The organism is Escherichia sp. 94.0001 (assembly GCF_013369155.2).
GTDB lineage: Bacteria > Pseudomonadota > Gammaproteobacteria > Enterobacterales > Enterobacteriaceae > Escherichia > Escherichia coli_F.
Map to the genome: position 1 here is coordinate 38716 of NZ_JABWMS020000013.1, position 24840 is coordinate 63555.

The 24840-nt window shown below is 51.4% G+C and carries 24 protein-coding genes and 4 pseudogenes; 14 read left to right on the plus strand and 14 right to left on the minus strand.

The window, feature by feature from the left end:
• Position 1 precedes the first annotated feature (1 nt).
• From HEN33_RS09145 to HEN33_RS09170, 6 genes are all read right to left on the minus strand, one after another.
• Entirely contained in the window at positions 2-418 is a 417-nt protein-coding gene (locus HEN33_RS09145; protein WP_001278818.1) for a plasmid partitioning/stability family protein, read from the minus strand.
• The gene (locus tag HEN33_RS09150; protein ID WP_000688514.1) at positions 411-1391 is read right to left on the minus strand and encodes a plasmid segregation protein ParM; all 981 of its coding nucleotides are present in this window, start codon (positions 1389-1391) and stop codon (positions 411-413) included. Before HEN33_RS09150 ends, HEN33_RS09145 begins: the two co-directional genes overlap by 8 nt.
• A 413-nt stretch (positions 1392-1804) precedes the next feature.
• Complete coding sequence (locus HEN33_RS09155; protein WP_000030199.1) at positions 1805-2113, minus strand: hypothetical protein; 309 nt, start codon at positions 2111-2113, stop codon at positions 1805-1807.
• Positions 2114-2199: 86 nt separating this feature from the next.
• The gene (locus HEN33_RS09160; protein ID WP_001144036.1) at positions 2200-2844 is read right to left on the minus strand and encodes a ParA family protein; all 645 of its coding nucleotides are present in this window, start codon (positions 2842-2844) and stop codon (positions 2200-2202) included.
• 179 nt (positions 2845-3023) lie between these two features.
• Positions 3024-3803, minus strand: coding sequence for a site-specific integrase (locus tag HEN33_RS09165; RefSeq protein ID WP_021537353.1), 780 nt, complete (start codon positions 3801-3803; stop codon positions 3024-3026).
• 1 nt (position 3804) lies between these two features.
• Positions 3805-4218 carry a hypothetical protein gene (locus tag HEN33_RS09170; protein WP_000465043.1) on the minus strand — a complete coding sequence of 138 codons (414 nt, stop codon included), beginning with the start codon at positions 4216-4218 and terminating at the stop codon, positions 3805-3807.
• Positions 4219-4760: 542 nt separating this feature from the next.
• Here HEN33_RS09170 and pifC point away from each other — a divergent pair.
• The gene (gene pifC, locus HEN33_RS09175) at positions 4761-5849 is read left to right on the plus strand and encodes a transcriptional repressor PifC (RefSeq protein ID WP_000952217.1); all 1089 of its coding nucleotides are present in this window, start codon (positions 4761-4763) and stop codon (positions 5847-5849) included.
• A gap of 1 nt (position 5850) precedes the next feature.
• Positions 5851-8076: a KAP family P-loop NTPase fold protein gene (locus tag HEN33_RS09180; protein ID WP_000698737.1), complete on the plus strand. Its 2226-nt coding sequence runs from the start codon at positions 5851-5853 to the stop codon at positions 8074-8076.
• 49 nt (positions 8077-8125) lie between these two features.
• Here HEN33_RS09180 and HEN33_RS09185 read toward each other — a convergent pair whose 3' ends face one another.
• Together HEN33_RS09185 and HEN33_RS09190 are read right to left on the minus strand one after the other, a co-directional pair.
• Positions 8126-9025, minus strand: coding sequence for a TIR domain-containing protein (locus HEN33_RS09185; protein WP_000963206.1), 900 nt, complete (start codon positions 9023-9025; stop codon positions 8126-8128).
• The gene (locus HEN33_RS09190; RefSeq protein WP_000111771.1) at positions 9015-9305 is read right to left on the minus strand and encodes a hypothetical protein; all 291 of its coding nucleotides are present in this window, start codon (positions 9303-9305) and stop codon (positions 9015-9017) included. The genes HEN33_RS09185 and HEN33_RS09190 overlap by 11 nt, the downstream gene beginning before the upstream one ends.
• Before the next feature lie 295 nt (positions 9306-9600).
• Between HEN33_RS09190 and vapB the strand changes: the two genes are divergently transcribed.
• Together vapB and HEN33_RS09200 are read left to right on the plus strand one after the other, a co-directional pair.
• The gene (gene vapB, locus HEN33_RS09195; protein WP_001261287.1) at positions 9601-9831 is read left to right on the plus strand and encodes a type II toxin-antitoxin system VapB family antitoxin; all 231 of its coding nucleotides are present in this window, start codon (positions 9601-9603) and stop codon (positions 9829-9831) included.
• On the plus strand, positions 9828-10244 hold the full coding sequence (locus tag HEN33_RS09200; RefSeq protein WP_001044768.1) for a type II toxin-antitoxin system VapC family toxin: 417 nt from the start codon (positions 9828-9830) through the stop codon (positions 10242-10244). Before vapB ends, HEN33_RS09200 begins: the two co-directional genes overlap by 4 nt.
• A gap of 161 nt (positions 10245-10405) precedes the next feature.
• Here HEN33_RS09200 and HEN33_RS09205 read toward each other — a convergent pair whose 3' ends face one another.
• Positions 10406-12544 (minus strand): AAA family ATPase, encoded by a 2139-nt coding sequence (locus HEN33_RS09205; RefSeq protein WP_000350638.1) that lies wholly within the window; start codon positions 12542-12544, stop codon positions 10406-10408.
• Between the two features lie 353 nt (positions 12545-12897).
• Here HEN33_RS09205 and HEN33_RS09210 point away from each other — a divergent pair, with 353 nt between their 5' ends.
• The 4 genes from HEN33_RS09210 to HEN33_RS09225 all read left to right on the plus strand — a co-directional run bounded on the left by HEN33_RS09210 (position 12898) and on the right by HEN33_RS09225 (position 16373).
• The gene (locus HEN33_RS09210) at positions 12898-13155 is read left to right on the plus strand and encodes a hypothetical protein (RefSeq protein WP_000343085.1); all 258 of its coding nucleotides are present in this window, start codon (positions 12898-12900) and stop codon (positions 13153-13155) included.
• Entirely contained in the window at positions 13155-13745 is a 591-nt protein-coding gene (locus HEN33_RS09215; protein ID WP_000194575.1) for a hypothetical protein, read from the plus strand. Before HEN33_RS09210 ends, HEN33_RS09215 begins: the two co-directional genes overlap by 1 nt.
• Before the next feature lie 262 nt (positions 13746-14007).
• Positions 14008-15564 (plus strand): AAA family ATPase, encoded by a 1557-nt coding sequence (locus HEN33_RS09220; protein ID WP_000818556.1) that lies wholly within the window; start codon positions 14008-14010, stop codon positions 15562-15564.
• A 191-nt stretch (positions 15565-15755) separates the two neighbouring features.
• Positions 15756-16373 carry a ProQ/FINO family protein gene (locus HEN33_RS09225; RefSeq protein WP_000521603.1) on the plus strand — a complete coding sequence of 206 codons (618 nt, stop codon included), beginning with the start codon at positions 15756-15758 and terminating at the stop codon, positions 16371-16373.
• A gap of 292 nt (positions 16374-16665) precedes the next feature.
• On the opposite strand, the pseudogene HEN33_RS09230 reads toward HEN33_RS09225, so the two are convergent.
• Both HEN33_RS09230 and HEN33_RS09235 read right to left on the minus strand, forming a co-directional pair.
• Positions 16666-16803 (minus strand): annotated as a pseudogene (locus HEN33_RS09230) (permease); the annotation flags it as partial.
• Positions 16804-16855: 52 nt separating this feature from the next.
• Positions 16856-17560 carry an IS6-like element IS26 family transposase gene (locus HEN33_RS09235; RefSeq protein ID WP_001067855.1) on the minus strand — a complete coding sequence of 235 codons (705 nt, stop codon included), beginning with the start codon at positions 17558-17560 and terminating at the stop codon, positions 16856-16858.
• 64 nt (positions 17561-17624) lie between these two features.
• Between HEN33_RS09235 and HEN33_RS09240 the strand changes: the two are divergent.
• A pseudogene (locus tag HEN33_RS09240) lies at positions 17625-18242 on the plus strand (Tn3 family transposase); the annotation flags it as partial.
• A 331-nt stretch (positions 18243-18573) separates the two neighbouring features.
• Here the strand turns inward: HEN33_RS09240 and tetR(A) are convergent.
• Positions 18574-19224: a tetracycline resistance transcriptional repressor TetR(A) gene (tetR(A), locus tag HEN33_RS09250; RefSeq protein WP_000164043.1), complete on the minus strand. Its 651-nt coding sequence runs from the start codon at positions 19222-19224 to the stop codon at positions 18574-18576.
• Positions 19225-19329: 105 nt separating this feature from the next.
• Between tetR(A) and tet(A) the strand changes: the two genes are divergently transcribed.
• Positions 19330-20529: a tetracycline efflux MFS transporter Tet(A) gene (gene tet(A), locus HEN33_RS09255; protein ID WP_000804064.1), complete on the plus strand. Its 1200-nt coding sequence runs from the start codon at positions 19330-19332 to the stop codon at positions 20527-20529.
• 31 nt (positions 20530-20560) lie between these two features.
• Here the strand turns inward: tet(A) and HEN33_RS09260 are convergent, their stop codons facing one another.
• The gene (locus HEN33_RS09260) at positions 20561-21445 is read right to left on the minus strand and encodes a DMT family transporter (RefSeq protein WP_000058717.1); all 885 of its coding nucleotides are present in this window, start codon (positions 21443-21445) and stop codon (positions 20561-20563) included.
• A 137-nt stretch (positions 21446-21582) separates the two neighbouring features.
• Positions 21583-21798: pseudogene (locus HEN33_RS09265) on the minus strand (cysteine hydrolase family protein); the annotation flags it as partial.
• A gap of 188 nt (positions 21799-21986) precedes the next feature.
• Here HEN33_RS09265 and chrA point away from each other — a divergent pair.
• From chrA to HEN33_RS09285, 4 genes and pseudogenes are all read left to right on the plus strand, one after another.
• On the plus strand, positions 21987-23192 hold the full coding sequence (gene chrA, locus HEN33_RS09270) for a chromate efflux transporter (protein WP_000184001.1): 1206 nt from the start codon (positions 21987-21989) through the stop codon (positions 23190-23192).
• Between the two features lie 10 nt (positions 23193-23202).
• A complete protein-coding gene (locus HEN33_RS09275; RefSeq protein ID WP_000130000.1) occupies positions 23203-23508 on the plus strand; it encodes a PadR family transcriptional regulator in 306 nt (101 codons plus the stop codon).
• A 43-nt stretch (positions 23509-23551) separates the two neighbouring features.
• Positions 23552-23617 (plus strand): annotated as a pseudogene (locus HEN33_RS09280) (EAL domain-containing protein); the annotation flags it as partial.
• A gap of 101 nt (positions 23618-23718) precedes the next feature.
• Positions 23719-24498 (plus strand): IS6-like element IS6100 family transposase, encoded by a 780-nt coding sequence (locus tag HEN33_RS09285; protein ID WP_194313491.1) that lies wholly within the window; start codon positions 23719-23721, stop codon positions 24496-24498.
• Positions 24499-24840: the final 342 nt, after the last annotated feature.

Here is a 24840-nt window from a genome sequence, read left to right on the forward strand (position 1 = left end):
TTCAGTCATCTCCGAACATATTTTCAGCGTTTCTTCTGGTCTGGTCTTCACCGTCATTTCTCGACAGACTCTGCTCTGTAAGAGGAGTACTGCAATCCACAGACGTATGGAGACCAGATTGTTTTTCCAGTAATTCAAGCAATTTCTTTTCAACCGAAAAAGCACCTGGTATTACGCTGGAAATCACCTTATTAATATCATCCAGAGTCGTATTTTCTGTCAGTAACTCCGATATCAGCAAAGGAAGACGTTTATCTATAGCTGCAAACGCCGCACCAGTAACTAACATCGCGCGCATGAAACGTCCCCGCTCCTTCAGTTTTTCATTTGCAATGAGCTCATCTGCTATCTTATCTCCTGTCCGTTCATCCGGGAAAAGTTCAAATGAGCAGCGTCTGGATTTATTTTCATCACTCATTAGTCACACCACCTTTCATTTTTATCATTCCCATGACTAAATCAAACTGCGGGGATGAGCTCAGATAAAAGCGCTCATCAGGAACCTTAGTCAGGTTCTTCACAGCCTCGGCCACAATTTCAGCCCCACCACCAACACACATTACATGTGTATAGTCGGTGAAACGGCTGATGACATCATTAACTCGTTTAATAAGCAACTTCTGCCGTTCATTGATAACATTAATGATAGACTCACGCTGTTCAGCATTATAAATGCGACGGGAAAGGTAGTCAGGTTCATTACGGTGCACAATGATATTGTCAGCCTGGAATGAGCTCACTCTTGTATTAGCATGTACAGCCATCTGTTCCTTAACCCCGGATGTAATCAGGGACACGCCGATATTCGGATCACACCAGGTTTTTGTAATCCCTGTCATTTTGCTACGAACATGCGACACATCAAGAGTTGTACCACCGAGATCTACGATCAAAAGGGATTCATCATCCTCAAGCCCCGCAAGAACACTGAAACCAGCGGGAATACTTTCAGGAAGAACGGAAACACTGCGAATAACAAATGCATCACTCCCCTGCACCCGTACTTCACGCATCACATTTTTTTTCTTTCTTTCAATGTTTTGCTTATTTTTCTGATTGTTGGCGTCAAGGTATTCAGAGATCGGCAATGTGACGATGACATCAACAGGCTGCGCTTTCAGGCCGGTCTGCTGTAGCGCATGCTGAATGGCCACAACATTCACATCACTGTACTGATAGCGTGTTTCAGTCGTTACGACAGCATCAGCACTTAATGGATCAAATGAAAACTTCTCGCCGTCGATCTCGTAATTAGCCGGAGCAGCATCATCCAGTAAACTAAAAGACCATTCCGGTTTAAAGCTGTTAGGGCTGATTAACGTTTTCACGTCACCATCCTCCAACCAGGCAAGTTTAATGTTGGTAGAACCATCATCAATAAAGATTTTCATAACCAGTCTCCGTTGCTCATAAACAAATAGAAAAAACAAACATACTTCATACATGCAATGTATATTCAATTATAATGAAAAAACGGTCTTTTTGAAAGGACAAATGCAACATAAAAACACGATAAATTGCATGTACATTGTACACACAACTTTAAGACCAGAGGAAATCATAGATACAAAAACATTATGAAGGTTATATGTGATACATAAATGCAATATAAAAACATCGTGGACATCATGGTTCAGGTTAAGGGAAAAGGAATGAAATGGTGAAACTGAGAGGAAAGGAAAGCGGTGACGAATCATGTCACCATAAACAGAAAGATGTCTAATGGGGACTCTTTAGGTACGTGAAGAATCCCCATAACGCATTTAAAAGACACACATCAGATACCCTTAAGGTATCCGATAGTTTATTGACCTATTGCACCATCACGTTCAAGCTTCTCTCTTATAGCCTCAATAATATATGAGCTAAAATCCAGAGATGTTTTACTGGTCGCTTTAAGTTCCGCATGAGCTTCAAAATACGACAGCGGTATGGCCTTAAGATTCTTAGCCTTCGTCCTGGCAGCCACGGGACGACCTGAAACTTCCTCTGCACCTTCATTTGGCTGAGACGGGGCTGTTGCTGTTACGGCAGAAGAAGAAGTTTGTAATCTGGCAGAATCCACCAGGTTTTTCAGTTTTTCAGCCTGTGCACTAAATTTCGCTTTGCTCATGAGATAACCCAGGATGTTTGTTAGATACTTAAAAGATATCCATTAAAAGCCCAAAGGATACTATATGGATACCCAATAGACACACCTTACTGTTTGTTATTTTCAATCAGATGATTGATTTCTTCGATCAGGGCAATAACTTCCTTACCTCCTGCCGAATAGCGCCCATGAACAGACTCAGTGATTCCCATCCCAGTCTCAATGACATCCTCAAATTCTGCACGAGCAGAAATGCGGCTCTTCATCAGCTTCAGATGTTTGAACGATGGCAGGATTGCATCAAGCTTAGGGAATTTCTTCTTGTTAGGATTAACTTTACAGAGATACAGGTGAGCAGTTATATCGGTCCCCATGATAGAGCTGATTTCGTCCAGTACTCCATCAAAATGCATCAAACCAATACGTTCAGTCAGGGAGTCTTTTGAAGGAACAATAACGCAGTCTGCAAAGGCAATCGCAGTACGGGTAAGATCTGAGTCAAATCCCCCACAGTCAATAAGTAACGTCTTATCGCTGTTCTTGTAGGGAGTCATAATTTCGATTAACTCATCCACTGTTTTGGGTACTTTCACGGAAATTTCTTTTCCTTCAGGTCTCAGCCCCAGAATGATAGAAAGCCCGGTATGAGTATCCAGATCAACTGTATCAGACTTCATTTCACCAACAATGTTTACGGATGAAGTTGTCTTACCCACACCACCTTTGGGATGCGTATTAGCAATAACAGGCATAGTGTATCTCCAGAATCCACATGTAATACCCATAAAGACCCCATAAGACACCTTTCGGATATCCAAGAGGTACTCAATAGATGTTTTTTTACTCTATACCGGTCCTGCATGTCAACAGAATATGAAATACCGATAATATATCCATGAGATATCCGAAAGGGATTTAAAAAAGTCAGAGCTTATGGAATTCTTTTGAGCATAGACACCGCATCGGACTCAGGCATCGAAAACTGCACCCGGTGCCGTGCAGCCACATCCAGTGCAAACACCTTCGTGTAGACCTCCGTTGAGCTGATGGACTTATGCCCCATCAGACTCTGCAGGACCTTCAGCGGTATACCGGCATACAGCATATGCATCGCATAGGAATGGCGGAACGTATGTGGCGTGACCGGGACAGAGAACGTCACTCCATCAGCGGCAGCGGCGGCAACCGCCTCCCCAATCCAGGTCCTGACCGTTCTGTCCGTCACTTCCCAGATCCGCGCTTTCTCTGTCCTGCCTGTTCGTTTATTACGCCGTTCCATGGGGATTTTCAGTGTGGCCACCATCGTCTGCAGCTGGCTGACGTACCAGGAGTCGGAGAGCGGAACCAGCCGGTGAGTCTGCTGCCCGGCGGGCGTTCTTCCTGCCGTCCTGGCGGCTTTTTCGGTCCGTTGTTTCAGGGTCGCAAGCTGCACAAACGGATACGGAGGCGTGAGCGAAAAATCCCCCCGCGTCAGCGCCAGTGCTTCATTAATGCGCGCACCGGTGTTCCACAGTGTGGCCAGCAGCATCTTGCGGCGCAGATCCGGGACGTAATGGAGCAGGGCGCTCACTTCAGGGGCCAGCAGGTATTTGGGCAGTTCATCATGAACCATCGACATCTGGCGGAGTGCCAGCGCTGCCGGATAATCGATGGCAACAGGAAGCTGAGCGGCATCCCGGGCATGGTGGATCGGTGCCGGCAGGTGCTGCATATCAGTGTTCACTCCACGGGGAAACGTCGGGCAGGTTTTCCACAACCCGGTATTTTCCCGGATAACGGAGCTGGTTACCGCCACGCGTCCAGACGGTGACAACAAAACCCCCTCCCTGGTTGTTTTCGGGGAGCAGGCGATCGCACTGCTCACTCAGCATGTGGATCACGAACGGCGCATCGCTGCCGTCTTCAAATACCAGTTCCAGCGCATCGCGGCCATGGAGCGTTCCCTTACTGATGATGACGTACTCAGCTCCCCGCATCTCCCTGAGTAAATGTTTTGCCGCATCCGGGACAAGCAGCCTGGCTGCGCCGGCATTCCAGCTGAGGTAGACATATCCGGCCTGCGCCTGTACAGACTGCCAGTAATCCGTTCTGGCGACAGCCTGACCTTCATTCTCAATAAAAAACATGGGTGACTCCTTTTTTCTTTTCCGGGCAGGGACGGTCATGCGATAACGTCATCCATCATCACTGCCCTTACCGTCACGCCGTCTGATAACATCATGCCGTTATCATCATCACCATGATAACAAGCATCCATATAACCACGCAGTTAAATTACCGGAGAGCCGTTTCCGTCAGATCCGACTTTCCGGAATATCACAACTTTCCGGAAGTGTACCACGATGAGGAAATAATCATATCGCTGTTTTCCGCCCCTGCACGGCGCATCACAGGCAAGGGAAATAACACAACATATAGTGTCATCAGCAGCTGAATGCAGCACTACATATTGTGCTTACAGGAGGTGGCGTTGTGTGGGGGGAGAGGAAGATCCGTGACCTGGGGTTTTCGGATCTCCGGAGAAATAAGAAGAGGCAGGCATTGTTGTAGCATTAAAATCCTCAATTTTAGAAGCATCACAATTTTCAAAAACTAAAAAACTGATTAATAGCTAATAATAAAATGCTAGGTTAGCATTAAGAACAAAACAAACATTAAAGGATCGATGATGCTAAGCCAGCTTAACCTGCGTTTTCACAAAAAACTTATCGAGGCGCTGAAAACGCGTGCCGGTCGGGAAAATACTTCGGTCAACGCCCTAGCCGAACGCTTCCTCGATGACGGCCTGAAAACGGTCGCGCCCGGTGACGGGTATTTTCAGCTCATTGCCGATCCGGAGGCCACGGTCCGGCAGCTGTACCGGCATATCATTCTGGGCCAGACCTTCGGCACGTCAGCGCTCTCCCGCGACGAACTGCGCTTTGTCCTGGTTCACGTCAGGGAGGCCTTCCTGCGCGGGCATAATAGGCTGGCCACACTCCCGGCCCTGGACACGCTGCTGGACATCACTGGCAACCTGCTGGCCTGGCAGGTGGAGCACGATCGCCCTGTGGACGGTCACTACCTGAAGGGGATTTTCCGCCTGGCCGGGAAAAACTGGACGGAAGAGTTTGAAGCCTTCCGGGCAGCGCTGCGCCCCGTGGTGGATCAGATGTATGCCGAACACCTCCTGCGTCCGCTCGAGAGCGACTGTTTTGGCCTGGCGGAGGTGCCGGACGCGGTGCTGGCAGAAATCTTCACCCTGCCGCGGCTGAAAGCTGTTTTCCCGTTGATGCTGCGCGGCCTGGACTGGAACACAGAACAGGCAAGAACGCTGGCACAGGAGCTGCGCCCGGTTATTTCTGCCGTCACGGAAACCATTGAGGCCGGCACGCTGCGCCTGGAGATCCGCGTTGACGGCCAGCACCCCGGAGAACGCCCGGGGGCCTGGTACACCACACCCCGTCTGCACCTGCTGATCACCGGCCAGGACTTCGTGGTGCCGTACGGCTGGGAAGCGTTATCCGAACTGCTGGGCCTGTTCACGCTGTATGCCCGGCATCCGGAAGCCCTGACGCACGGTCACCAGGGGGAGCGAGTGATGTTCTCCCCGCCCGGAAACGTCACGCCGGAGGGCTTCTTCGGGATAGACGGCCTGCGGATTTTTATGCCGGCGGAGGCCTTTGAGACGCTGGTCCGGGAGCTCGCCACGCGGTGTCAAGAAGGCCCGCTGGCGGAGGCCCTGACCGGGCTGCGCTGCCTGTACGGAGATCTGTAATATGAAGATACTGAGGCAGCTGTGGAACCAGAAAGGGCTTGATGCGGCAGTTGAAGATGTACCTGAGGATCGATACGGTTTCGGTAATATCGCAGAAAATATATCCCGTTCCATCCTTACTCTTCCTCTGGAGGCTTCAAATGTTGTCGGAATAGAAGGTGCATGGGGATCGGGTAAAACAAGCCTCCTTAATCTGATCCTGAGAAACCTTGCCCTGAAAAAAGATGCTCACACGCATGTGCTGCATATTTCTCCCTGGCTGAGTGGCGGCAGTCCGGTTGAAGCGCTCTTTCTTCCGGTTGCCACGGTTATCCAGCAGGAAATGGAAATACGCTATCCCCCGAAGGGCTTCAAAAAGCTCTGGCGTAAATATCTGTTGTCACCGGAAGCTCAAAAAGTGATTGAGTATGCTCAGGATACTTCATCGCGCGTCCTTCCACTGGTTCAATATATCGGACAGTTTTCCAGCATTATTAACTGGATAGCAGGCGGAATAAAGGTATTTTCAGACAGCCGTCTGGCTGTTGATCAGAAAACCACGACAAAGCTTCGGGCTGAAATTGCAGGACAACTGGTGAGTCTGGATCTGAAGTTCATTGTTGTCATGGATGATCTGGACCGACTGGAGCCATCCCAGGTGGCGGAAGTGTTCAGGCTTGTGCGTGCAGTAGCCGATCTGCCCCGCTTTACCCATATTCTCTGTTATGACAGGCAGATTATCACTCATGCCGTTGAACATGCGCTGAATATCGAAGATGGCAGCCGTTATCTCCAGAAAATCATTCAGCTTAGTTTTAAATTACCCCGACCTGAAGCCTTTGATTTACGTAATGAATTTCGCCAGCGGGCTGAGGCTCTATATCAGCAAATTAATAATCAACCGCCAGACTCTGGAATGGTAAGGGATCTCATCGCGGTGACTGATACCTATGGTGCCGCACTTTCGACGCCACGGGAAATCCATCAGGCCATTAATTCCCTGATTTTTCTTTATCCGGGGATGCGGGATTTTGTTTATTTCCCTGATTTGTGCCTGCTTCAGCTTATACGGGTGACAAACCCGGCTCTGTATGACTGGACAGAGCATTACCTGACAGAACGGTCCGTGATTGAAACCGGTCAGGGTATGCTTTCTGACGGAGAGAAAGCAGACTTCCGGGAGGGGCTTATCAGATGTATGAAGACGTTCAGGGCATCAAATGCAGACTCGTTTCTGACACTTGCAGACTGGATCCCAGGTATCAGTGGACATAATGATGAATATCTGAATCTTTTTGAGCCCGTCAGTGAGGATTTTCGTCATATCCAGACGACCGGTAAACGACTCAGCAGCCTGACGCACTGGCGATATTATTTTGCCTTCTCCTCACCACAGAATGTTCTGCCACCTGAATTCTTCAGACAGCTTTTTGAACAGGCTGGCGTATCGGAAAAACAGCAGCAGCTTTCTGAATTGCTGCTCTCAAAAATCAACAGTGTGGGCAGTCTGTCCGGAACCTGGTTTGAACATATACTGAGCAGACTGACTCCAGGCCTGATAAGAGAACGTAATTTCGAAGAGTGCGCAGGACTGGTTCATTTTTTCTTCGATCACACCGATGAGGTGAGCACTCGCTTCAGTATCCGTAACCCATGGTTTTCCCTGCGTGAAATGGCCATTAATGAGGTTGTACGGCATCTGCTGAAGCATATGCAGGATATTGATGAGACCAGAACGATCACGCTTATGGAAAAACTGATCGTTACGGGTGCTTCGCCGTTCTGGATAGCCGATTTTATGCGGGATCTTATCTGGGAACATGGACTTGCTCAGAATGCAGTACCTTCGCCTTCAGACGCTCTTTTCAGTCGCGATATTACGGAACGGTTGCGTGACAGGTTTGCGGAACGTATGAATCAACCAGAACTTCAGCAACAGCTTCTCCTGCGCAAGTCTCTTCTCGGGTATCTCTACGCCTGGAGAGACATGAGTTCAGGTGAAACCGTGAAGCAATGGGTCAGAGAAGTTACTACCACTGATGAAGGCCTTGTTAACCTGTTGATACGATTACAGACCAGTGTCTTCAGCTCCCACCGAGGGGCATATCGCCGGATTGCGCGTGACCAGGTCAGTCCGTTCTTTGATGACTGGCCAGCAGTCGAAGAGAAGTTGAAGGTTATGCTGTCCGGCAACGAGCTGACTCCGGAGCAGGAAGCGCTCAAAACAGCGCTGGAAAATGACGACTGACCAAAAATTAAGGCCGCTTAGCGGCCTTTTTCTTACTAAATGAAGGAGATCAGGCGCTTAATGCTTTATCCTTGTCAAAAGGAACACCGGCATACGCAAGCTCACTCAGCAGTTTGCGTTTCCATCCACCATGCTCATCAAGCTCGGTATAGAGAACCCCGGCAAGATCTGAAGGGATTTCGATATCTCCCTTCCTGAGTACAAGTACTTTCCCGCGTCCAAGCTTCCCGGCGAAATATCCGAGCTCATACAGGACATTCTGGCGTGCGCGGAGACGTGTGCTTTCAGATGCCAGAGCACTGCCGCTATCGTCGGGCGTCATCAGCACGATGGCAAAACTGACATCCCCTGACTCTGCTTCAAATTTCTCGATAATCGTCCTGGAGCCGTCAGGACGTTCTGAAAGAATGATTTCCTCAAGACCTATCCGGGATATAAAACGGGCAACAGACTGAAGGGCATCATTATCATGGCCATGAACAATAAAAATTTTTCGGGAAACCGGCCGAAACACTGCAGGCTCAGGATCGTGTTGGTTTTCCACATACAACTGGTAATCGCGCACGAACGGGGCAACTAATGACGACGTGAATTTTCGAATGGATTCAATAATGTTTCGATCATAGAAAAATGTATGACAGAAATTAAAGGAAAAATTGTTATCGTCTGCCATTTTCTCGATCAGCAGCAACTTCAGGCCCAAAATATCAGCGGGCTCATCAGGCCACTGTAGAACAGCGGAACCAGCCATGCTGGATTCAGTATCTTCACTCCTGGCCAGAAAGGTATCAAGTTCAACATTGCGGGTCAGATGTGCATTAACTGACTGCAGATTCTCTGAGTTCAAGAGCCGGGCCAATTGCTTAAGAGGTTGCTGATAGTTCTGAACGTCAGCGCGCTGAAGGTCGAATACGCAATTTTTAAGTGACTGAAAGATATCAATTGCCATCCTGCCCGCTCTCCTGTCTTTGTTGTTCTGCTCTGTCCAGAATCTGTTGGCGCAGATTTTCTTTCATGTGTTCGATTAATGGGCTGACCATCGGATTAGTGGCATAACCAGAAGCGCGTTCGTACACCATGGAATAGGCTTCCTGAATCGCGTTCTCAATGCTGACAGGATCGTTAGCATCGAAGTGGACATCATAACTTCCGTTTAATGCCTCTGTTGCTCTCTCAACCTCTTTTAGCTGTTTCTGCATTTTGTCTAAACCTGTGATTTTGACGCTCATAACAACCTCCGGACTAAGTGAGATGTATCAACCTTTATAGATAGCACGTTGGAGATGTGGGGTAAGGGATATCACTCAAATTCCATGTAATTTCATTAAGATCAGACTTAACCTTTTTTCGGATCTCCGATAAAAAAGAAAGAAATAGAGATATGCTAAACATATGCCTGGCATCTACATATGCTACCGCTATACATATGCCACACATCTGCCTATACTAAACATATGCACACACCCGGTGCTTTGAATATTCCGGATATGTTTCACATATCCATATGCTCGGGAGAGAAAAAACATGAGAACCGTATCGATATTCAAAAATGGCAACAACCGCGCCATCCGTCTGCCTCGTGATCTGGATTTTGAGGGGGTGAGCGAGCTCGAGATCGTCCGGGAAGGGGACAGCATCATCCTGCGCCCCGTCCGGCCAACCTGGGGATCATTCCTAGAGTACGAAAAAGCCGATCCAGATTTTATGGCGGAGCGCGAGGATGTTGTCAGCGACGAAGGGCGATTTAACCTGTGAACAAGACTTATATGCTTGATACCTGTATCTGCTCGTTCATCATGCGTGAACAGCCAGAAGCCGTCCTGAAGCGTCTGGAGCAGGCGGTGCTACGCGGCCACCGTATAGTGGTCTCGGCCATCACCTACTCTGAAATGCGCTTCGGGGCTACCGGCCCAAAGGCCTCACCACGTCACGTCCAACTGGTCGATGAATTCTGCGCCCGCCTCGATGCCATCCTGCCCTGGGATCGCGCCGCAGTAGACGCCACCACGAAGATTAAAGTGGCACTGCGGCTGGCCGGGACGCCGATCGGCCCGAACGACACGGCGATTGCCGGGCACGCCATCGCCGCCGGGGCGATACTGGTAACGAATAATACAAGAGAATTTGAGCGAGTGCCTGACCTGGTGCTGGAAGACTGGGTGAAGTAAGACACTCTTTTCAAAGTCAGGAGATAAGGGCACCAAGAAACAGCCCGTATACGGGCTGTTTTAACAGATATCTACAGTAAGCGGTCCTAAACTGTAGGGTATCTTCGAAGATCAGACTATCAGGGAGCTAAAGCCTATCTTCCGGCGGCAAAAACAGTGGCTCAAGCGATACGGGCAACCGAGCTCTGGTTTGCTGCCGGTGGCAGGGCGATGAGCTTGTCACATTCCATAATCACGTACTCCGGGATGAGATCGAATCTGGACGGATCTAGTTGACAGATGAACTCATTTTCAATGTGGTACGTTTCGTTAACGAATTTTCGTATTACCGGATGGTCCTGATCCAGTTCCAGTAAACGGAATACCTGCAGTTTTTCATAGCCGTTACGACAGCGACGGTACAGGTTTTTTATTTCATCTGGGCTGCTGACGAGAGCCTGAAGTCGCGGGTAATCAAAACTGTCCACATACTCCCGGATATCCCGCAAGGCCTGCTGAATTTTCTCAGGAGCCATTTTGGGATAGCCCGAGCCCGCAGCGGCAGGCTCGCGATAATCCAGCGGGACGACGCGTCGATGGAATAGATTGGATAGAAGCTGATAAGCATCACCACGTTCGTCAACGATTTCAAAGTAGCGACGAAGATAGATGAGCTTAATGATCTCCTCACAGTCTGCTGACGCGGTGATGGATTTGCAGATCTGCATGAATGTCATGATATCGCCGTCGTTAACAGGTAATTCTTCTATGACTCCAGCAGACAGGCGCAGGCAGGAGGCGGTCACCTGATTACTGAACAACCTTCTGACTGACTTCAGCGTGTCAATCACAGGCTCCACGTCATGCGTCAGCATAAGTACAGTCCGGTTCTTCAGGCATTCACCACTTGCACGTCTGAACAGCATTTCAAGAATGGCAAACTTCTTGTTTTTATCAAAAGAAGATATGGGATCATCAAGGATAATCAGTCCCGGGTTTTTTGACAGGCATTCATACATGAATAACACAATCGCAAAGGCGTTCCGTTCTCCATAGCTGAGATGCTGGCTACCGCCGCTGACGTACCCGTCAAAATCTATGTGTCGTAGCCTGAGTTTTCTCTGCTCTCCCTCGCCGGCTATATCCACCCTGTATTTATAGCCTGCATAAGTGAGGAAATTATTGATGTTTGTTTTGTGCTGTGCGATCAGCCGGATCATGCTGTCCCGGTGCCGGTTAATTTTTCCCTGCAGCGGTCCGGCAAGGTTTATCAGGTCCATAAGGGCCGCGTTCAGTCTGTCGGTGATCCCCTGCATGAGTTCGGATTGCAGATCAGGGAAGAACTGCAGGTCAATCAACCTGGCAGTGAGCACCTCCCGAACGTTCTGCTGTTCCTGCAGGCTGAAAACATTCAGGCCTCTCAGCGCAGTGAGTTTCTCTGTCAGCGTATCGGTCTGGCGTTTCAACGCTACTAGGTACTCGATATGTTCGGCTTCCGGACCGTTCTGAAGCATAGTAATGGCCAGAAGGCGTTCTCTGGCGCTCTCCGTCAGGTAATTACCGAGGTTTTCCACCAGTCTGATGATAGCGGTCAGGTTTTTAATGGTGGATTTATCGTATTCCTCTCTGACTTGGCGAATTTGTGCTTCCTTTCCCGTGATATCACCGGTACAGAACGGACAGCAGCCATCCGAAAGGGGCGAAAACTCGAGTCCCTTTGTCTGCCAGTCAATCCATTCCACGCGGCGTTCACTGCGGATGTAGGGTTGATAGTTCTCAAGACCAGCCGGAATGTGGTGTATTTTATTTCCGCCTGACAGACCTCTCATGCCGGTTGAAGAACGTGAAATCCCGGAACTGGTTGATCTGAAAGCATTACTGAGTTCCTGTAGATGGTCTATCAGAGAGTTCAGCTCAGTGTGATCCGTGAAAACAGCCCGGATCTTTTGCGTCATTTCTTCTATTTCACGCTCTCTTTCCGCATGGGCTTGATTGCGGATAAGAATATTAAAGCTATCACTGATGAGCTCGTCCGGTTGGAACGTAAACTGACTGACGTACTCCTCGTTGAAGCACATCACGTCCCCAATCCCGTCAGCACCGATGACAATGGGCCCGGTGCTATCGGGGTTTTCTCCGCGCAGCCGGAAGGGCATCAGTGCCTGTAGTCCCTGAATGTCGTCCCGCGCCGCACAGCTTATGGCCCGTGACAGCGTACTTTTTCCAGTACCATTTGGCGCAAACTTAATGTTCAGTTTATCGGCAGTGAGGGTGATATGTGCTCGTACGATGTTATTGCAGTGGCGTATTTCAATGTCCATTTATCTGTCCTTTGCCAGTTATTCCGGGGGGATTCATATCCTTCCGCAAAATGTGCCCGCATGCTGTGATGCAGATACATAATACATTTCGTTTATACCATTGCTTACACCTCTCCGAGGTGTTCATATCAGAAACAAAGATTAGGTCGATCCGACTTAGCCGGAAACTGGATCTGCGCGGCAGAAAAGACGCAAATGATATGATAATTAAGAAATATATATAAAATCATATCAGATATGGTTTTCATCATTGATGATAAAACAATATCTGATATTATCAGAAATCATGAGCACACAAATCATGCAGGATATTATTTTTACCTGTCAGTACATTATCAGATGGAGCGTGCAGGATGGATGAAGAAAGGGTGTTTTCACTCAGCTATGAACAACTGACCCGGTTTGCGGAAAAACGCATCCGGGAATGCAATCTGGACAGCCAGGGCGCGATTTATCTCTGCGAGTCAGCCAAAGCCGGAGCCGTGCTGATCTTCTGGCATGAACTGGCCATAAATGGCTATGCCTCAATGAATGCCATAAAGAGACAGGAGCTCATTGACGCCGACTTTCAGCGCCTCAGAAACCTCATCTGGCCGGAGGATGACAGGTAATGACCCAGAGCCGCCGACCGTCGCCACTGCAGCGGAGAGTGCTGATTGTGCTGGCTGCGCTTGATGAAAAACGGCCGGGCCCCGTGCTGACGCGGGACCTGGAACGGGTGCTGGAGCGAAGCGGGGAAGCCCCGGTCTACGGGCCAAACCTGCGCGCCTCCTGCCGTCGTCTGGAGGATGCCGGCTGGCTGCGTACCCTGCGCGCCCCGAATCTGCAGCTGGCTGTCGAGCTGACGGACGCCGGCCGGGCCGTGGCACAGCCTCTGCTGCTGGCAGAACAGGACCGCCTCCGGGCAGAACAGCGTGCGGCAGAAGTCGTCGTACTGCCGCTGGTCCCGGCAGCAGGTCTGCCCGCAGACGGCACTTCTGCCACTGATCTGGCGGTGCAGCTGAACGGCATAACGTATCAGGCCTGCCGTGGGGATTTTGTGGTACGTCTCGACGGCAGCACCTGTCTGCAGTTATGGAATAAAGAAGGCAGGGTGGTACGCCTGGAGGGCGATCCGCTGGAAGTGGCGCAGTGGCTGCAGGCCTGTCACGATGCCGGAATGGAGGTTCGTGTACAGGTTAATGAAAGCGTCACCCCGTAAAAACATACCAGCACGGTTTACACATCATCCCATGGTGGCAGCTGGTTAACTTTCCTGCGCCACCAGTGGATAGGAGATATGATCAGTCATAACATTAAGTCTAAAATTACAGACATCTCAAAAAGTCTGTAGCATAAAAGAGGCCTGATGTAGAATACTGTGCCAAATAGAATATTAAAAGGATTTGATATATCCCCTGTTCACAGTTATATGTTTCTGAATTACATGGTGAATCCCCCCAACATAATGCTAGGATTTGAAAATGGCAGAAAAAAATAAAAAAACCATTACTGGTCAAGTCTTGAACTCCATTAAAATTAACAAACTAAAATGTATAAATGGATTAAACGAGATTATTTTTAAACCTCATGCGTTAACCGCAATTTTAGGTCCAAATGGAAGCGGAAAATCAACAATACTCCATGCTATAGCAAGCATATACATGCCTGAAGAAGGTTTCCCCGGTGAAGACCATCGGTTAATGCATTTTTTTCCACGCAGCCCACATGCTGAATGGAACGGCAGTGACTTCATTGTAAATTTAACTTATCGTAAAGATGGGGTAATGATTGAAAATGAATTGAAAAATTATGGAAAAGCAGATATTCGAGGCTCACGATGGATTCAGATTTATGCTCGTCGTCCTTTAAGAGAAGTTTACTATCTTGGCATTGATAAATGTGTTCCTATAATAGAATCAGAAAAAAAGAATAATATTCAGTATGAAACCAGCAGTGTCAGTAATGATTTAATAACAAACATTCTTCATTACGCCTCCTATATACTTAATAAACCATACACAAGTTTCAATCAGCATCAACAACCCAATGGAAAAATATTGATTGGAGTTGAGTCAGGGGGACTGGCCTACTCATCATTGAGTATGAGCGCAGGAGAGCAAAAGATATTTTTAATTCTGGAAACAATATTGAAAGCGGACAAGAACGCCTTAATATTAATTGATGAATTAGATTTATTGTTGCATGACGAAGCATTGAAAAAGTTAATAGAAGTCATATCATCTCATGCCAAAGATAAAAACAAACAAATCATCTTTACTACCCATAGAGAAATGATAACCACTTTATCAGACAAGATAAATATAAGACACGTCGTAAACATTCAAGGCCGTAGTTATTCATTTGAAGAAACAAAACCTGATGCTATAAACAGATTAACAGGTGAATCAACGACGCCTATTGAAATATATGTAGAAGATGACTTAGCTGTTGCCATAATAAATAAAATATGTTCTTCACTTAAGGCCAGCAAATATGTAAAAATATTTAAATTTGGCGCAGCTTCAAACGCATTCACTCTACTTGCCAGTACCCTTATTCGTGGTGACAATCTATCTGGTAAACTTTATATTCTTGATGGCGATAAATATTCCACAGAAAATGAAAAGAAAACTGCTCTTGATAAAGTTTTCACCGGCACAGAATCACGAACTTATGAGTTAAAAGCGGCAGCGGAAGGAAAAGTAAAACAATTTAATCTCCCAAATGGGGTTAAGCCTGAACAATACATTCATTATCTTATTACAAATGTCCCACTGGACGGATTGGGTGGCGAATATTTAGAAATAATCGAAGCAGCAAGGGATATCAGAGTTGAACTTGATGCTCATAATTATATCTCGAATATTTTAACTAAATTGGGCATTGATCGTCCGTCCGGGTTAACACGAGTGATGGATCTGGCCTCCAGGCATCCCGAATGGCATCAGTATGTGAGTGAAGTCACTGACTGGTTACAGCCCGTAGTTTCTGATTTAATGGAACGATTACCTGAGAATGATACAGTAGATATAACTTAAAATATCCAACCATCCCGAATGAGCAAATACAAAAACTCATTTGGGATAATAATTAATATAATTATGCTGGCTCATTTCATGCCTGTCAAAAAAAAACAAATTTTGCTCTGTTGTTTTCTTAACGAAGATATTATGTTAATCGTGAAAATATGATATATATTATTATATAAGAACACATCGTAGAGGTTTTTATGGGGAAATATCAGGAAGAAAAGAAAACACCCATCATTATGGTGAAAAAACGTCGCACTCTTTTACCCCCTTCCTTATCTGAAAAAACAGGTGTTATCGCACGTTCAGAGACAGAAAAGATGGAAGAATCAGTCTCTGAGGGGATCAGTTCGCCTGCCGTCGATACTCATACCCCTGATGCTCCTGCCTGTAAGAAAAAAAAGAAAAGACGCCGTTTTCCACGCCAGCCTCATTGGACTCATGAATTTACTCACGATTGCGTGGAAAAAGTGAAGTCTCTGTTTCCCCATCTTCGCGCAGAAGGCGGAGGATTTCTTCCACTGAAAATTGGCATAACCAATGATTTTGCCGCATTCCTGACAGAACACCCTGAGACAGAACTGACACTGGATGAATGGTCCTGTGCAATATCCTGCATCACCACCCGACAGGTATATCTGCAGCGTACTGCTGTCGCAGGTATCCCTCGTTATGGACTGGATGGACTACCAGCAGGTCAGGTATCAGAATGCGATGCGCTGAATGCCAGACGCTGGCTGGCAGTAAGGGAACAACAGAAGCTAAAGATGAAAACCATGCAGGAACAGTCCGCGTCAACCGAAAAAACTGAACGGTAATTTCATCGCGATAACAGCAGGTTACAAACACAATAATATTCATTGTGAAGTATTCCTTTCAGATCAGCTTATATGTTTTTTGCAGGCTGCTGGTAGAACAGTTGCTTTTACTTGTGGTCAGTAAGCAGAGATATTCCGACATGGGCATTCTTCAGGCTATAGCCTTACAGGATCAATCACCACCTCCCTAGGAGGTGGTTTAGGGATAACAATAAAAGGGCTACACCGTTAGAACCGCGCCGTAAGACTGAAGGGATTTTCATATTGACGCAAAAATCCCTTCTCATAAGGATTAAAACAAAAATTGCGTTAAATATCCCATAAGGATTGCCATACCTAAGATAACCGTCAGAAATGCGATTATCATGGGCATTCTGAACATTGATTTAAGCAATATTACTTCTGTCAGACTCGCTCCAGCACTACCGATGGCACTGTTGCAAAGTTAGCGATGAGGCAGCCTTTTGTCTTATTCAAAGGCCTTACATTTCAAAAACTCTGCTTACCAGGCGCATTTCGCCCAGGGGATCACCATAATAAAATGCTGAGGCCTGGCCTTTGCGTAGTGCACGCATCACCTCAATACCTTTGATGGTGGCGTAAGCCGTCTTCATGGATTTAAATCCCAGCGTGGCGCCGATTATCCGTTTCAGTTTGCCATGATCGCATTCAATCACGTTGTTCCGGTACTTAATCTGTCGGTGTTCAACGTCAGACGGGCACCGGCCTTCGCGTTTGAGCAGAGCAAGCGCGCGACCATAGGCGGGCGCTTTATCCGTGTTGATGAATCGCGGGATCTGCCACTTCTTCACGTTGTTGAGGATTTTACCCAGAAACCGGTATGCAGCTTTGCTGTTACGACGGGAGGAGAGATAAAAATCGACAGTGCGGCCCCGGCTGTCGACGGCCCGGTACAGATACGCCCAGCGGCCATTGACCTTCACGTAGGTTTCATCCATGTGCCACGGGCAAAGATCGGAAGGGTTACGCCAGTACCAGCGCAGCCGTTTTTCCATTTCAGGCGCATAACGCTGAACCCAGCGGTAAATCGTGGAGTGATCGACATTCACTCCGCGTTCAGCCAGCATCTCCTGCAGCTCACGGTAACTGATGCCGTATTTGCAGTACCAGCGTACGGCCCACAGAATGATGTCACGCTGAAAATGCCGGCCTTTGAATGGGTTCATGTGCAGCTCCATCAGCAAAAGGGGATGATAAGTTTATCACCACCGACTATTTGCAACAGTGCCGCTGTACGTGCCGCAGGGCGTGCAAGCCTACCCGACGTTGCGCCCGCTGATCGGCGGCACCCTGAACATCAAGCACGTGCGTGCCCACTGGGACGACATCCTGCGCCTGGCCAGCTCGATCAAGCAGGGCACCGTCACCGCCTCGCTGATGCTGCGCAAGCTCGGCAGCTACCCGCGCCAGAACGGACTGGCCGTGGCCCTGCGCGAGCTGGGCCGGATCGAGCGCACGCTGTTCATCCTGGACTGGCTGCAAAGTGTTGAACTGCGCCGCCGCGTGCATGCCGGCCTGAACAAAGGTGAGGCGCGCAACTCGCTGGCCAGGGCGGTGTTCTTCAACCGCCTTGGGGAAATCAGGGATCGGAGCTTCGAGCAGCAGCGCTACCGGGCCAGCGGCCTCAACCTGGTGACGGCGGCTATCGTGCTGTGGAACACGGTGTACCTGGAACGCGCCACCCAGGGGTTGGTCGAGGCCGGCAAGCCGGTGGACGGCGAGCTGCTGCAATTCCTGTCGCCGCTGGGCTGGGAGCACATCAACCTAACCGGCGATTACGTCTGGCGGCAGAGCCGCAGACTGGAAGACGGGAAGTTTCGGCCCTTACGGATGCCCGGAAAACCTTAGCGTACGATTTTTTCCGAATTCTGCGGGCTCCCCTATCTCATCTGCGCAAGGCAGAACGTGAAGACGGCCGCCCTGGACCTCGCCCGCGAGCGCCAGGCGCACGAGGCCGGCGCGCGGACCCGCGCCACGGCCCACGAGCGGACGCCGCAGCAGGAGCGCCAGAAGGCCGCCAGAGAGGCCGAGCGCGGCCGTGAGGCTTGGACGCTAGGGCAGGGCATGAAAAAGCCCGTAGCGGGCTGCTACGGGCGTCTGACGCGGTGGAAAGGGGGAGGGGATGTTGTCTACATGGCTCTGCTGTAGTGAGTGGGTTGCGCTCCGGCAGCGGTCCTGATCAATCGTCACCCTTTCTCGGTCCTTCAACGTTCCTGACAACGAGCCTCCTTTTCGCCAATCCATCGACAATCACCGCGAGTCCCTGCTCGAACGCTGCGTCCGGACCGGCTTCGTCGAAGGCGTCTATCGCGGCCCGCAACAGCGGCGAGAGCGGAGCCTGTTCAACGGTGCCGCCGCGCTCGCCGGCATCGCTGTCGCCGGCCTGCTCCTCAAGCACGGCCCCAACAGTGAAGTAGCTGATTGTCATCAGCGCATTGACGGCGTCCCCGGCCGAAAAACCCGCCTCGCAGAGGAAGCGAAGCTGCGCGTCGGCCGTTTCCATCTGCGGTGCGCCCGGTCGCGTGCCGGCATGGATGCGCGCGCCATCGCGGTAGGCGAGCAGCGCCTGCCTGAAGCTGCGGGCATTCCCGATCAGAAATGAGCGCCAGTCGTCGTCGGCTCTCGGCACCGAATGCGTATGATTCTCCGCCAGCATGGCTTCGGCCAGTGCGTCGAGCAGCGCCCGCTTGTTCCTGAAGTGCCAGTAAAGCGCCGGCTGCTGAACCCCCAACCGTTCCGCCAGTTTGCGTGTCGTCAGACCGTCTACGCCGACCTCGTTCAACAGGTCCAGGGCGGCACGGATCACTGTATTCGGCTGCAACTTTGTCATGCTTGACACTTTATCACTGATAAACATAATATGTCCACCAACTTATCAGTGATAAAGAATCCGCGCGTTCAATCGGACCAGCGGAGGCTGGTCCGGAGGCCAGACGTGAAACCCAACAGACCCCTGATCGTAATTCTGAGCACTGTCGCGCTCGACGCTGTCGGCATCGGCCTGATTATGCCGGTGCTGCCGGGCCTCCTGCGCGATCTGGTTCACTCGAACGACGTCACCGCCCACTATGGCATTCTGCTGGCGCTGTATGCGTTGATGCAATTTGCCTGCGCACCTGTGCTGGGCGCGCTGTCGGATCGTTTCGGGCGGCGGCCGGTCTTGCTCGTCTCGCTGGCCGGCGCTGCTGTCGACTACGCCATCATGGCGACGGCGCCTTTCCTTTGGGTTCTCTATATCGGGCGGATCGTGGCCGGCATCACCGGGGCGACTGGGGCGGTAGCCGGCGCTTATATTGCCGATATCACTGATGGCGATGAGCGCGCGCGGCACTTCGGCTTCATGAGCGCCTGTTTCGGGTTCGGGATGGTCGCGGGACCTGTGCTCGGTGGGCTGATGGGCGGTTTCTCCCCCCACGCTCCGTTCTTCGCCGCGGCAGCCTTGAACGGCCTCAATTTCCTGACGGGCTGTTTCCTTTTGCCGGAGTCGCACAAAGGCGAACGCCGGCCGTTACGCCGGGAGGCTCTCAACCCGCTCGCTTCGTTCCGGTGGGCCCGGGGCATGACCGTCGTCGCCGCCCTGATGGCGGTCTTCTTCATCATGCAACTTGTCGGACAGGTGCCGGCCGCGCTTTGGGTCATTTTCGGCGAGGATCGCTTTCACTGGGACGCGACCACGATCGGCATTTCGCTTGCCGCATTTGGCATTCTGCATTCACTCGCCCAGGCAATGATCACCGGCCCTGTAGCCGCCCGGCTCGGCGAAAGGCGGGCACTCATGCTCGGAATGATTGCCGACGGCACAGGCTACATCCTGCTTGCCTTCGCGACACGGGGATGGATGGCGTTCCCGATCATGGTCCTGCTTGCTTCGGGTGGCATCGGAATGCCGGCGCTGCAAGCAATGTTGTCCAGGCAGGTGGATGAGGAACGTCAGGGGCAGCTGCAAGGCTCACTGGCGGCGCTCACCAGCCTGACCTCGATCGTCGGACCCCTCCTCTTCACGGCGATCTATGCGGCTTCTATAACAACGTGGAACGGGTGGGCATGGATTGCAGGCGCTGCCCTCTACTTGCTCTGCCTGCCGGCGCTGCGTCGCGGGCTTTGGAGCGGCGCAGGGCAACGAGCCGATCGCTGATCGTGGAAACGATAGGCCTATGCCATGCGGGTCAAGGCGACTTCCGGCAAGCTATACGCGCCCTAGGAGTGCGGTTGGAACGTTGGCCCAGCCAGATACTCCCGATCACGAGCAGGACGCCGATGATTTGAAGCGCACTCAGCGTCTGATCCAAGAACAACCATCCTAGCAACACGGCGGTCCCCGGGCTGAGAAAGCCCAGTAAGGAAACAACTGTAGGTTCGAGTCGCGAGATCCCCCGGAACCAAAGGAAGTAGGTTAAACCCGCTCCGATCAGGCCGAGCCACGCCAGGCCGAGAACATTGGTTCCTGTAGGCATCGGGATTGGCGGATCAAACACTAAAGCTACTGGAACGAGCAGAAGTCCTCCGGCCGCCAGTTGCCAGGCGGTAAAGGTGAGCAGAGGCACGGGAGGTTGCCACTTGCGGGTCAGCACGGTTCCGAACGCCATGGAAACCGCCCCCGCCAGGCCCGCTGCGACGCCGACAGGATCTAGCGCTGCGTTTGGTGTCAACACCAACAGCGCCACGCCCGCAGTTCCGCAAATAGCCCCCAGGACCGCCATCAATCGTATCGGGCTACCTAGCAGAGCGGCAGAGATGAACACGACCATCAGCGGCTGCACAGCGCCTACCGTCGCCGCGACCCCGCCCGGCAGGCGGTAGACCGAAATAAACAACAAGCTCCAGAATAGCGAAATATTAAGTGCGCCGAGGATGAAGATGCGCATCCACCAGATTCCCGTTGGAATCTGTCGGACGATCATCACGAGCAATAAACCCGCCGGCAACGCCCGCAGCATCGCGACCGTCATCGGTGAGAAGTTCGGCAGGTATTGGGTGGTGACAATGTAGGTGCTGCCCCAAATGGCAGGTGCTATCGCTGTGAACAATAAATCGGGCGTGCGTAATGACATGCGATTACAAGACCTCCGCTACGGCGATGGGTTTTTGAGAGTTGCAGGCGCCGCGATGACCGCACCCTGACTTGGACTGGCCCTGCCTCGCACCAATCCACCTGCGGCTATGGCCGCGATCATGCGAGGCCCGAAAATTACACGACCTGTACACGTCCGCCGAACCCGGAACGCAACAGAGCTTCGTGGGCATCCCGATCCGGGTCGTAGCAGCAGTCCTGGACCAAACGCACGTCGTAGTCCGCATCACTAGCCCAGGCGACGCTTGAAAGAACAACGCCGGTGGTGCTTATCCCGGCCATGACAAGCGTGCTTACGCCGCGCGTCCGAAGGTCGGCGTCGAGCGCCGTGCCATAAAAGGGATCGCCTCAGAAAACGGAAAATAAAGCACGCTAAGCCGTAAGTAAGCGTGCTCCTGTGAAAGCCACAGCTAAAACTGCGTAGTACACATAGAGGTATTTTTTTCTAGATTTATATCGAATTTCGTTATCGAATTTCGCTTATTATTGATCAACTCGTTGCAGATCATGAAGGCGAAAGTATGACGAATAACCCTACCGATGACAGCAGACCATGGTCGGTCTTTCTTATTTTTCTGCGGCTTGGATTGACATCTTTTGGCGGCCCCATTGCGCACTTGGGCTACTTCCGCGCCGAATTTGTCACACGGCGGCGCTGGCTCTCCGAACGGAGCTATGCTGACTTGGTCGCGCTTTGTCAGTTCTTGCCAGGGCCTGCAAGCAGCCAGGTCGGCATAGCGGTAGGACTGTCTCGGGCTGGATACAGCGGGGCGCTGGCTGCTTGGGCTGGCTTCACGCTGCCGTCTGCCATAGCCTTGATCCTTTTTGCGCTCGGCATCTCCAGCTATGGCGATTACGTCTCGCAGGGCGCGTTGCATGGCTTAAAAGTGGTGGCTGTGGCCGTGGTCGCTCAAGCAGTATGGGGCATGGCGCGTAACCTATGCACGGATGGGCTGCGAGTCACCATCATGGCAATTGCTACCTGCGTCGTTTTACTTGTGCCGTCCGCGTGGGGACAGGTTGGCGTGATTGCTATCGCAGGCATCGCAGGCCGGTTATTGTTCAAGCCAGCGAAAGTTGTTGAGCATGACCCCCTACCTATCACGGTCAGTCACCGGGCCGGCGTGCTTTGGCTCTCGCTGTTCTTTGTCTTGCTGATTGGCCTGCCGGTGTTGGCCGAACTGATGCCAAGTCAAACCATGGCAATGGTGGATTCCTTCTATCGTGTCGGATCACTGGTGTTCGGCGGTGGTCACGTTGTGCTGCCATTACTGCAAGCCGAAGTGGTGCCCTCCGGCTGGGTCAACAATGAATCCTTTCTCGCGGGGTACGGGGCAGCTCAAGCGGTGCCCGGCCCTTTGTTCACGTTCGCCGCGTTTCTTGGTGCCTCGATGAACACCGCCCCGTCGGGCTGGATCGGCGGCATTGTGTGTCTGCTGGCTATCTTCGCGCCCTCGTTCTTGCTGGTCGTCGGATCAATGCCATTTTGGGAGCGTTTGCGCCGCAATACAGGCATCCAAGCTGCGCTGGCCGGGATCAATGCCGCTGTAGTCGGCTTGCTGCTGGCCGCGCTGTATCAGCCTGTATGGACTAGCGCCATCTTTCAGCCGCAAGACTTCGGCTTGGCATTAGTTGCCCTTGTCGCACTTATGTTCTGGAAGCTCCCGCCGTGGCTGGTTGTCCTCGGTAGCGGTGCAGCTGGGTGGCTGTTGAGCGTCGCTCTGTGAGGCACAAAAAATGACTGACAAAGACCTCTACGGCGGTTTGATCCGCCTGCACATCCTTCACCATGCAGCCGAGGAACCTGTCTTTGGGCTGGGGATCATCGAAGAGCTACGCCGACACGGCTACGAGATGAGCGCTGGCACCGTGTACCCGATGCTGCACGGCCTGGAAAAAAAAGGCTATCTGACCTCACGCCACGAACGCACCGGGCGACGTGAACGGCGTGTTTATGACATCACTGAACAAGGCAGAACTGCACTTGCTGATGCGAAAACAAAGGTCAAGGAGCTGTTCGGAGAGTTGGTAGAAGGTGGTTGAGTTTTTGCTTCTATGTCAGGTTGAGCTATACCCTAACTGGATTGTCATTTTCAGAAGACGACTGCACCAGTTGATTGGGCGTAATGGCTGTTGTGCAGCCAGCTCCTGACAGTTCAATATCAGAAGTGATCTGCACCAATCTCGACTATGCTCAATACTCGTGTGGGCTCTGTTGCAAAAATCGTGAAGCTTGAGCATGCTTGGCGGAGATTGGACGGACGGAACGATGACGGATTTCAAGTGGCGCCTTTCCAGGGTGATGTGATCCTGTGGGCGGTGCGCTGGTATTGTCGCTATCCGATCAGCTATCGCGACCTTGAGGAAATGCTGGCGGAACGCGGCATTTCGGTCGACCATACGACGATCTATCGCTGGGTCCAGTGCTACGCCCCGGAGATGGAGAAGCGGCTGCGCTGGTTCTGGCGGCGTGGCTTTGATCCGAGCTGGCGCCTGGATGAAACCTACGTCAAGGTGCGGGGCAAGTGGACCTACCTGTACCGGGCAGTCGACAAGCGGGGCGACACGATCGATTTCTACCTGTCGCCGACCCGCAGCGCCAAGGCAGCGAAGCGGTTCCTGGGCAAGGCCCTGCGAGGCCTGAAGCACTGGGAAAAGCCTGCCACGCTCAATACCGACAAAGCGCCGAGCTATGGTGCAGCGATCACCGAATTGAAGCGCGAAGGAAAGCTGGACCGGGAGACGGCCCACCGGCAGGTGAAGTATCTCAATAACGTGATCGAGGCCGATCACGGAAAGCTCAAGATACTGATCAAGCCGGTGCGCGGTTTCAAATCGATCCCCACGGCCTATGCCACGATCAAGGGATTCGAAGTCATGCGAGCCCTGCGCAAAGGACAGGCTCGCCCCTGGTGCCTGCAGCCCGGCATCAGGGGCGAGGTGCGCCTTGTGGAGAGAGCTTTTGGCATTGGGCCCTCGGCGCTGACGGAGGCCATGGGCATGCTCAACCACCATTTCGCAGCAGCCGCCTGATCGGCGCAGAGCGACAGCCTACCTCTGACTGCCGCCAATCTTTGCAACAGAGCCCGCCGTGCTAGTCTGCTCGGTGATGGTGGAGTGAAGCCAACCCGCAATCGGGTTATGAATCTGCATCGCGATTCGCAATCAGCTGTCTCTTGAGCATGTCGAACTCCTGCGATGTTATCTCGCCGTGCTCGTGCTGCTACACCAACTTGTCCAACTCATCCGCCACACCGCTCCCCACCACCTGCGATGGCCAGGTTGTTTGCTGGGCGCATTGGCGGAGTATCGTCTCGACCCGGGACACCCACACCGGCACAACCTTACGGGAGTGATTCACTGTCAAAGAATCGG

Bases quoted from the DNA above. Each gene is read 5' to 3' on its own strand.
- HEN33_RS09145 (WP_001278818.1), bottom strand. From the start codon at position 418: ATGAGTGATGAAAATAAATCCAGACGCTGCTCATTTGAACTTTTCCCG.
- HEN33_RS09150 (WP_000688514.1), bottom strand. From the start codon at position 1,391: ATGAAAATCTTTATTGATGATGGTTCTACCAACATTAAACTTGCCTGG.
- HEN33_RS09155 (WP_000030199.1), bottom strand. From the start codon at position 2,113: ATGAGCAAAGCGAAATTTAGTGCACAGGCTGAAAAACTGAAAAACCTG.
- HEN33_RS09160 (WP_001144036.1), bottom strand. From the start codon at position 2,844: ATGCCTGTTATTGCTAATACGCATCCCAAAGGTGGTGTGGGTAAGACA.
- HEN33_RS09165 (WP_021537353.1), bottom strand. From the start codon at position 3,803: ATGCAGCACCTGCCGGCACCGATCCACCATGCCCGGGATGCCGCTCAG.
- HEN33_RS09170 (WP_000465043.1), bottom strand. From the start codon at position 4,218: ATGTTTTTTATTGAGAATGAAGGTCAGGCTGTCGCCAGAACGGATTAC.
- pifC (WP_000952217.1), top strand. From the start codon at position 4,761: ATGCTAAGCCAGCTTAACCTGCGTTTTCACAAAAAACTTATCGAGGCG.
- HEN33_RS09180 (WP_000698737.1), top strand. From the start codon at position 5,851: ATGAAGATACTGAGGCAGCTGTGGAACCAGAAAGGGCTTGATGCGGCA.
- HEN33_RS09185 (WP_000963206.1), bottom strand. From the start codon at position 9,025: ATGGCAATTGATATCTTTCAGTCACTTAAAAATTGCGTATTCGACCTT.
- HEN33_RS09190 (WP_000111771.1), bottom strand. From the start codon at position 9,305: ATGAGCGTCAAAATCACAGGTTTAGACAAAATGCAGAAACAGCTAAAA.
- vapB (WP_001261287.1), top strand. From the start codon at position 9,601: ATGAGAACCGTATCGATATTCAAAAATGGCAACAACCGCGCCATCCGT.
- HEN33_RS09205 (WP_000350638.1), bottom strand. From the start codon at position 12,544: ATGGACATTGAAATACGCCACTGCAATAACATCGTACGAGCACATATC.
- HEN33_RS09210 (WP_000343085.1), top strand. From the start codon at position 12,898: ATGGATGAAGAAAGGGTGTTTTCACTCAGCTATGAACAACTGACCCGG.
- HEN33_RS09215 (WP_000194575.1), top strand. From the start codon at position 13,155: ATGACCCAGAGCCGCCGACCGTCGCCACTGCAGCGGAGAGTGCTGATT.
- HEN33_RS09220 (WP_000818556.1), top strand. From the start codon at position 14,008: ATGGCAGAAAAAAATAAAAAAACCATTACTGGTCAAGTCTTGAACTCC.
- HEN33_RS09225 (WP_000521603.1), top strand. From the start codon at position 15,756: ATGGGGAAATATCAGGAAGAAAAGAAAACACCCATCATTATGGTGAAA.
- HEN33_RS09235 (WP_001067855.1), bottom strand. From the start codon at position 17,560: ATGAACCCATTCAAAGGCCGGCATTTTCAGCGTGACATCATTCTGTGG.
- HEN33_RS09260 (WP_000058717.1), bottom strand. From the start codon at position 21,445: ATGTCATTACGCACGCCCGATTTATTGTTCACAGCGATAGCACCTGCC.
- chrA (WP_000184001.1), top strand. From the start codon at position 21,987: ATGACGAATAACCCTACCGATGACAGCAGACCATGGTCGGTCTTTCTT.
- HEN33_RS09275 (WP_000130000.1), top strand. From the start codon at position 23,203: ATGACTGACAAAGACCTCTACGGCGGTTTGATCCGCCTGCACATCCTT.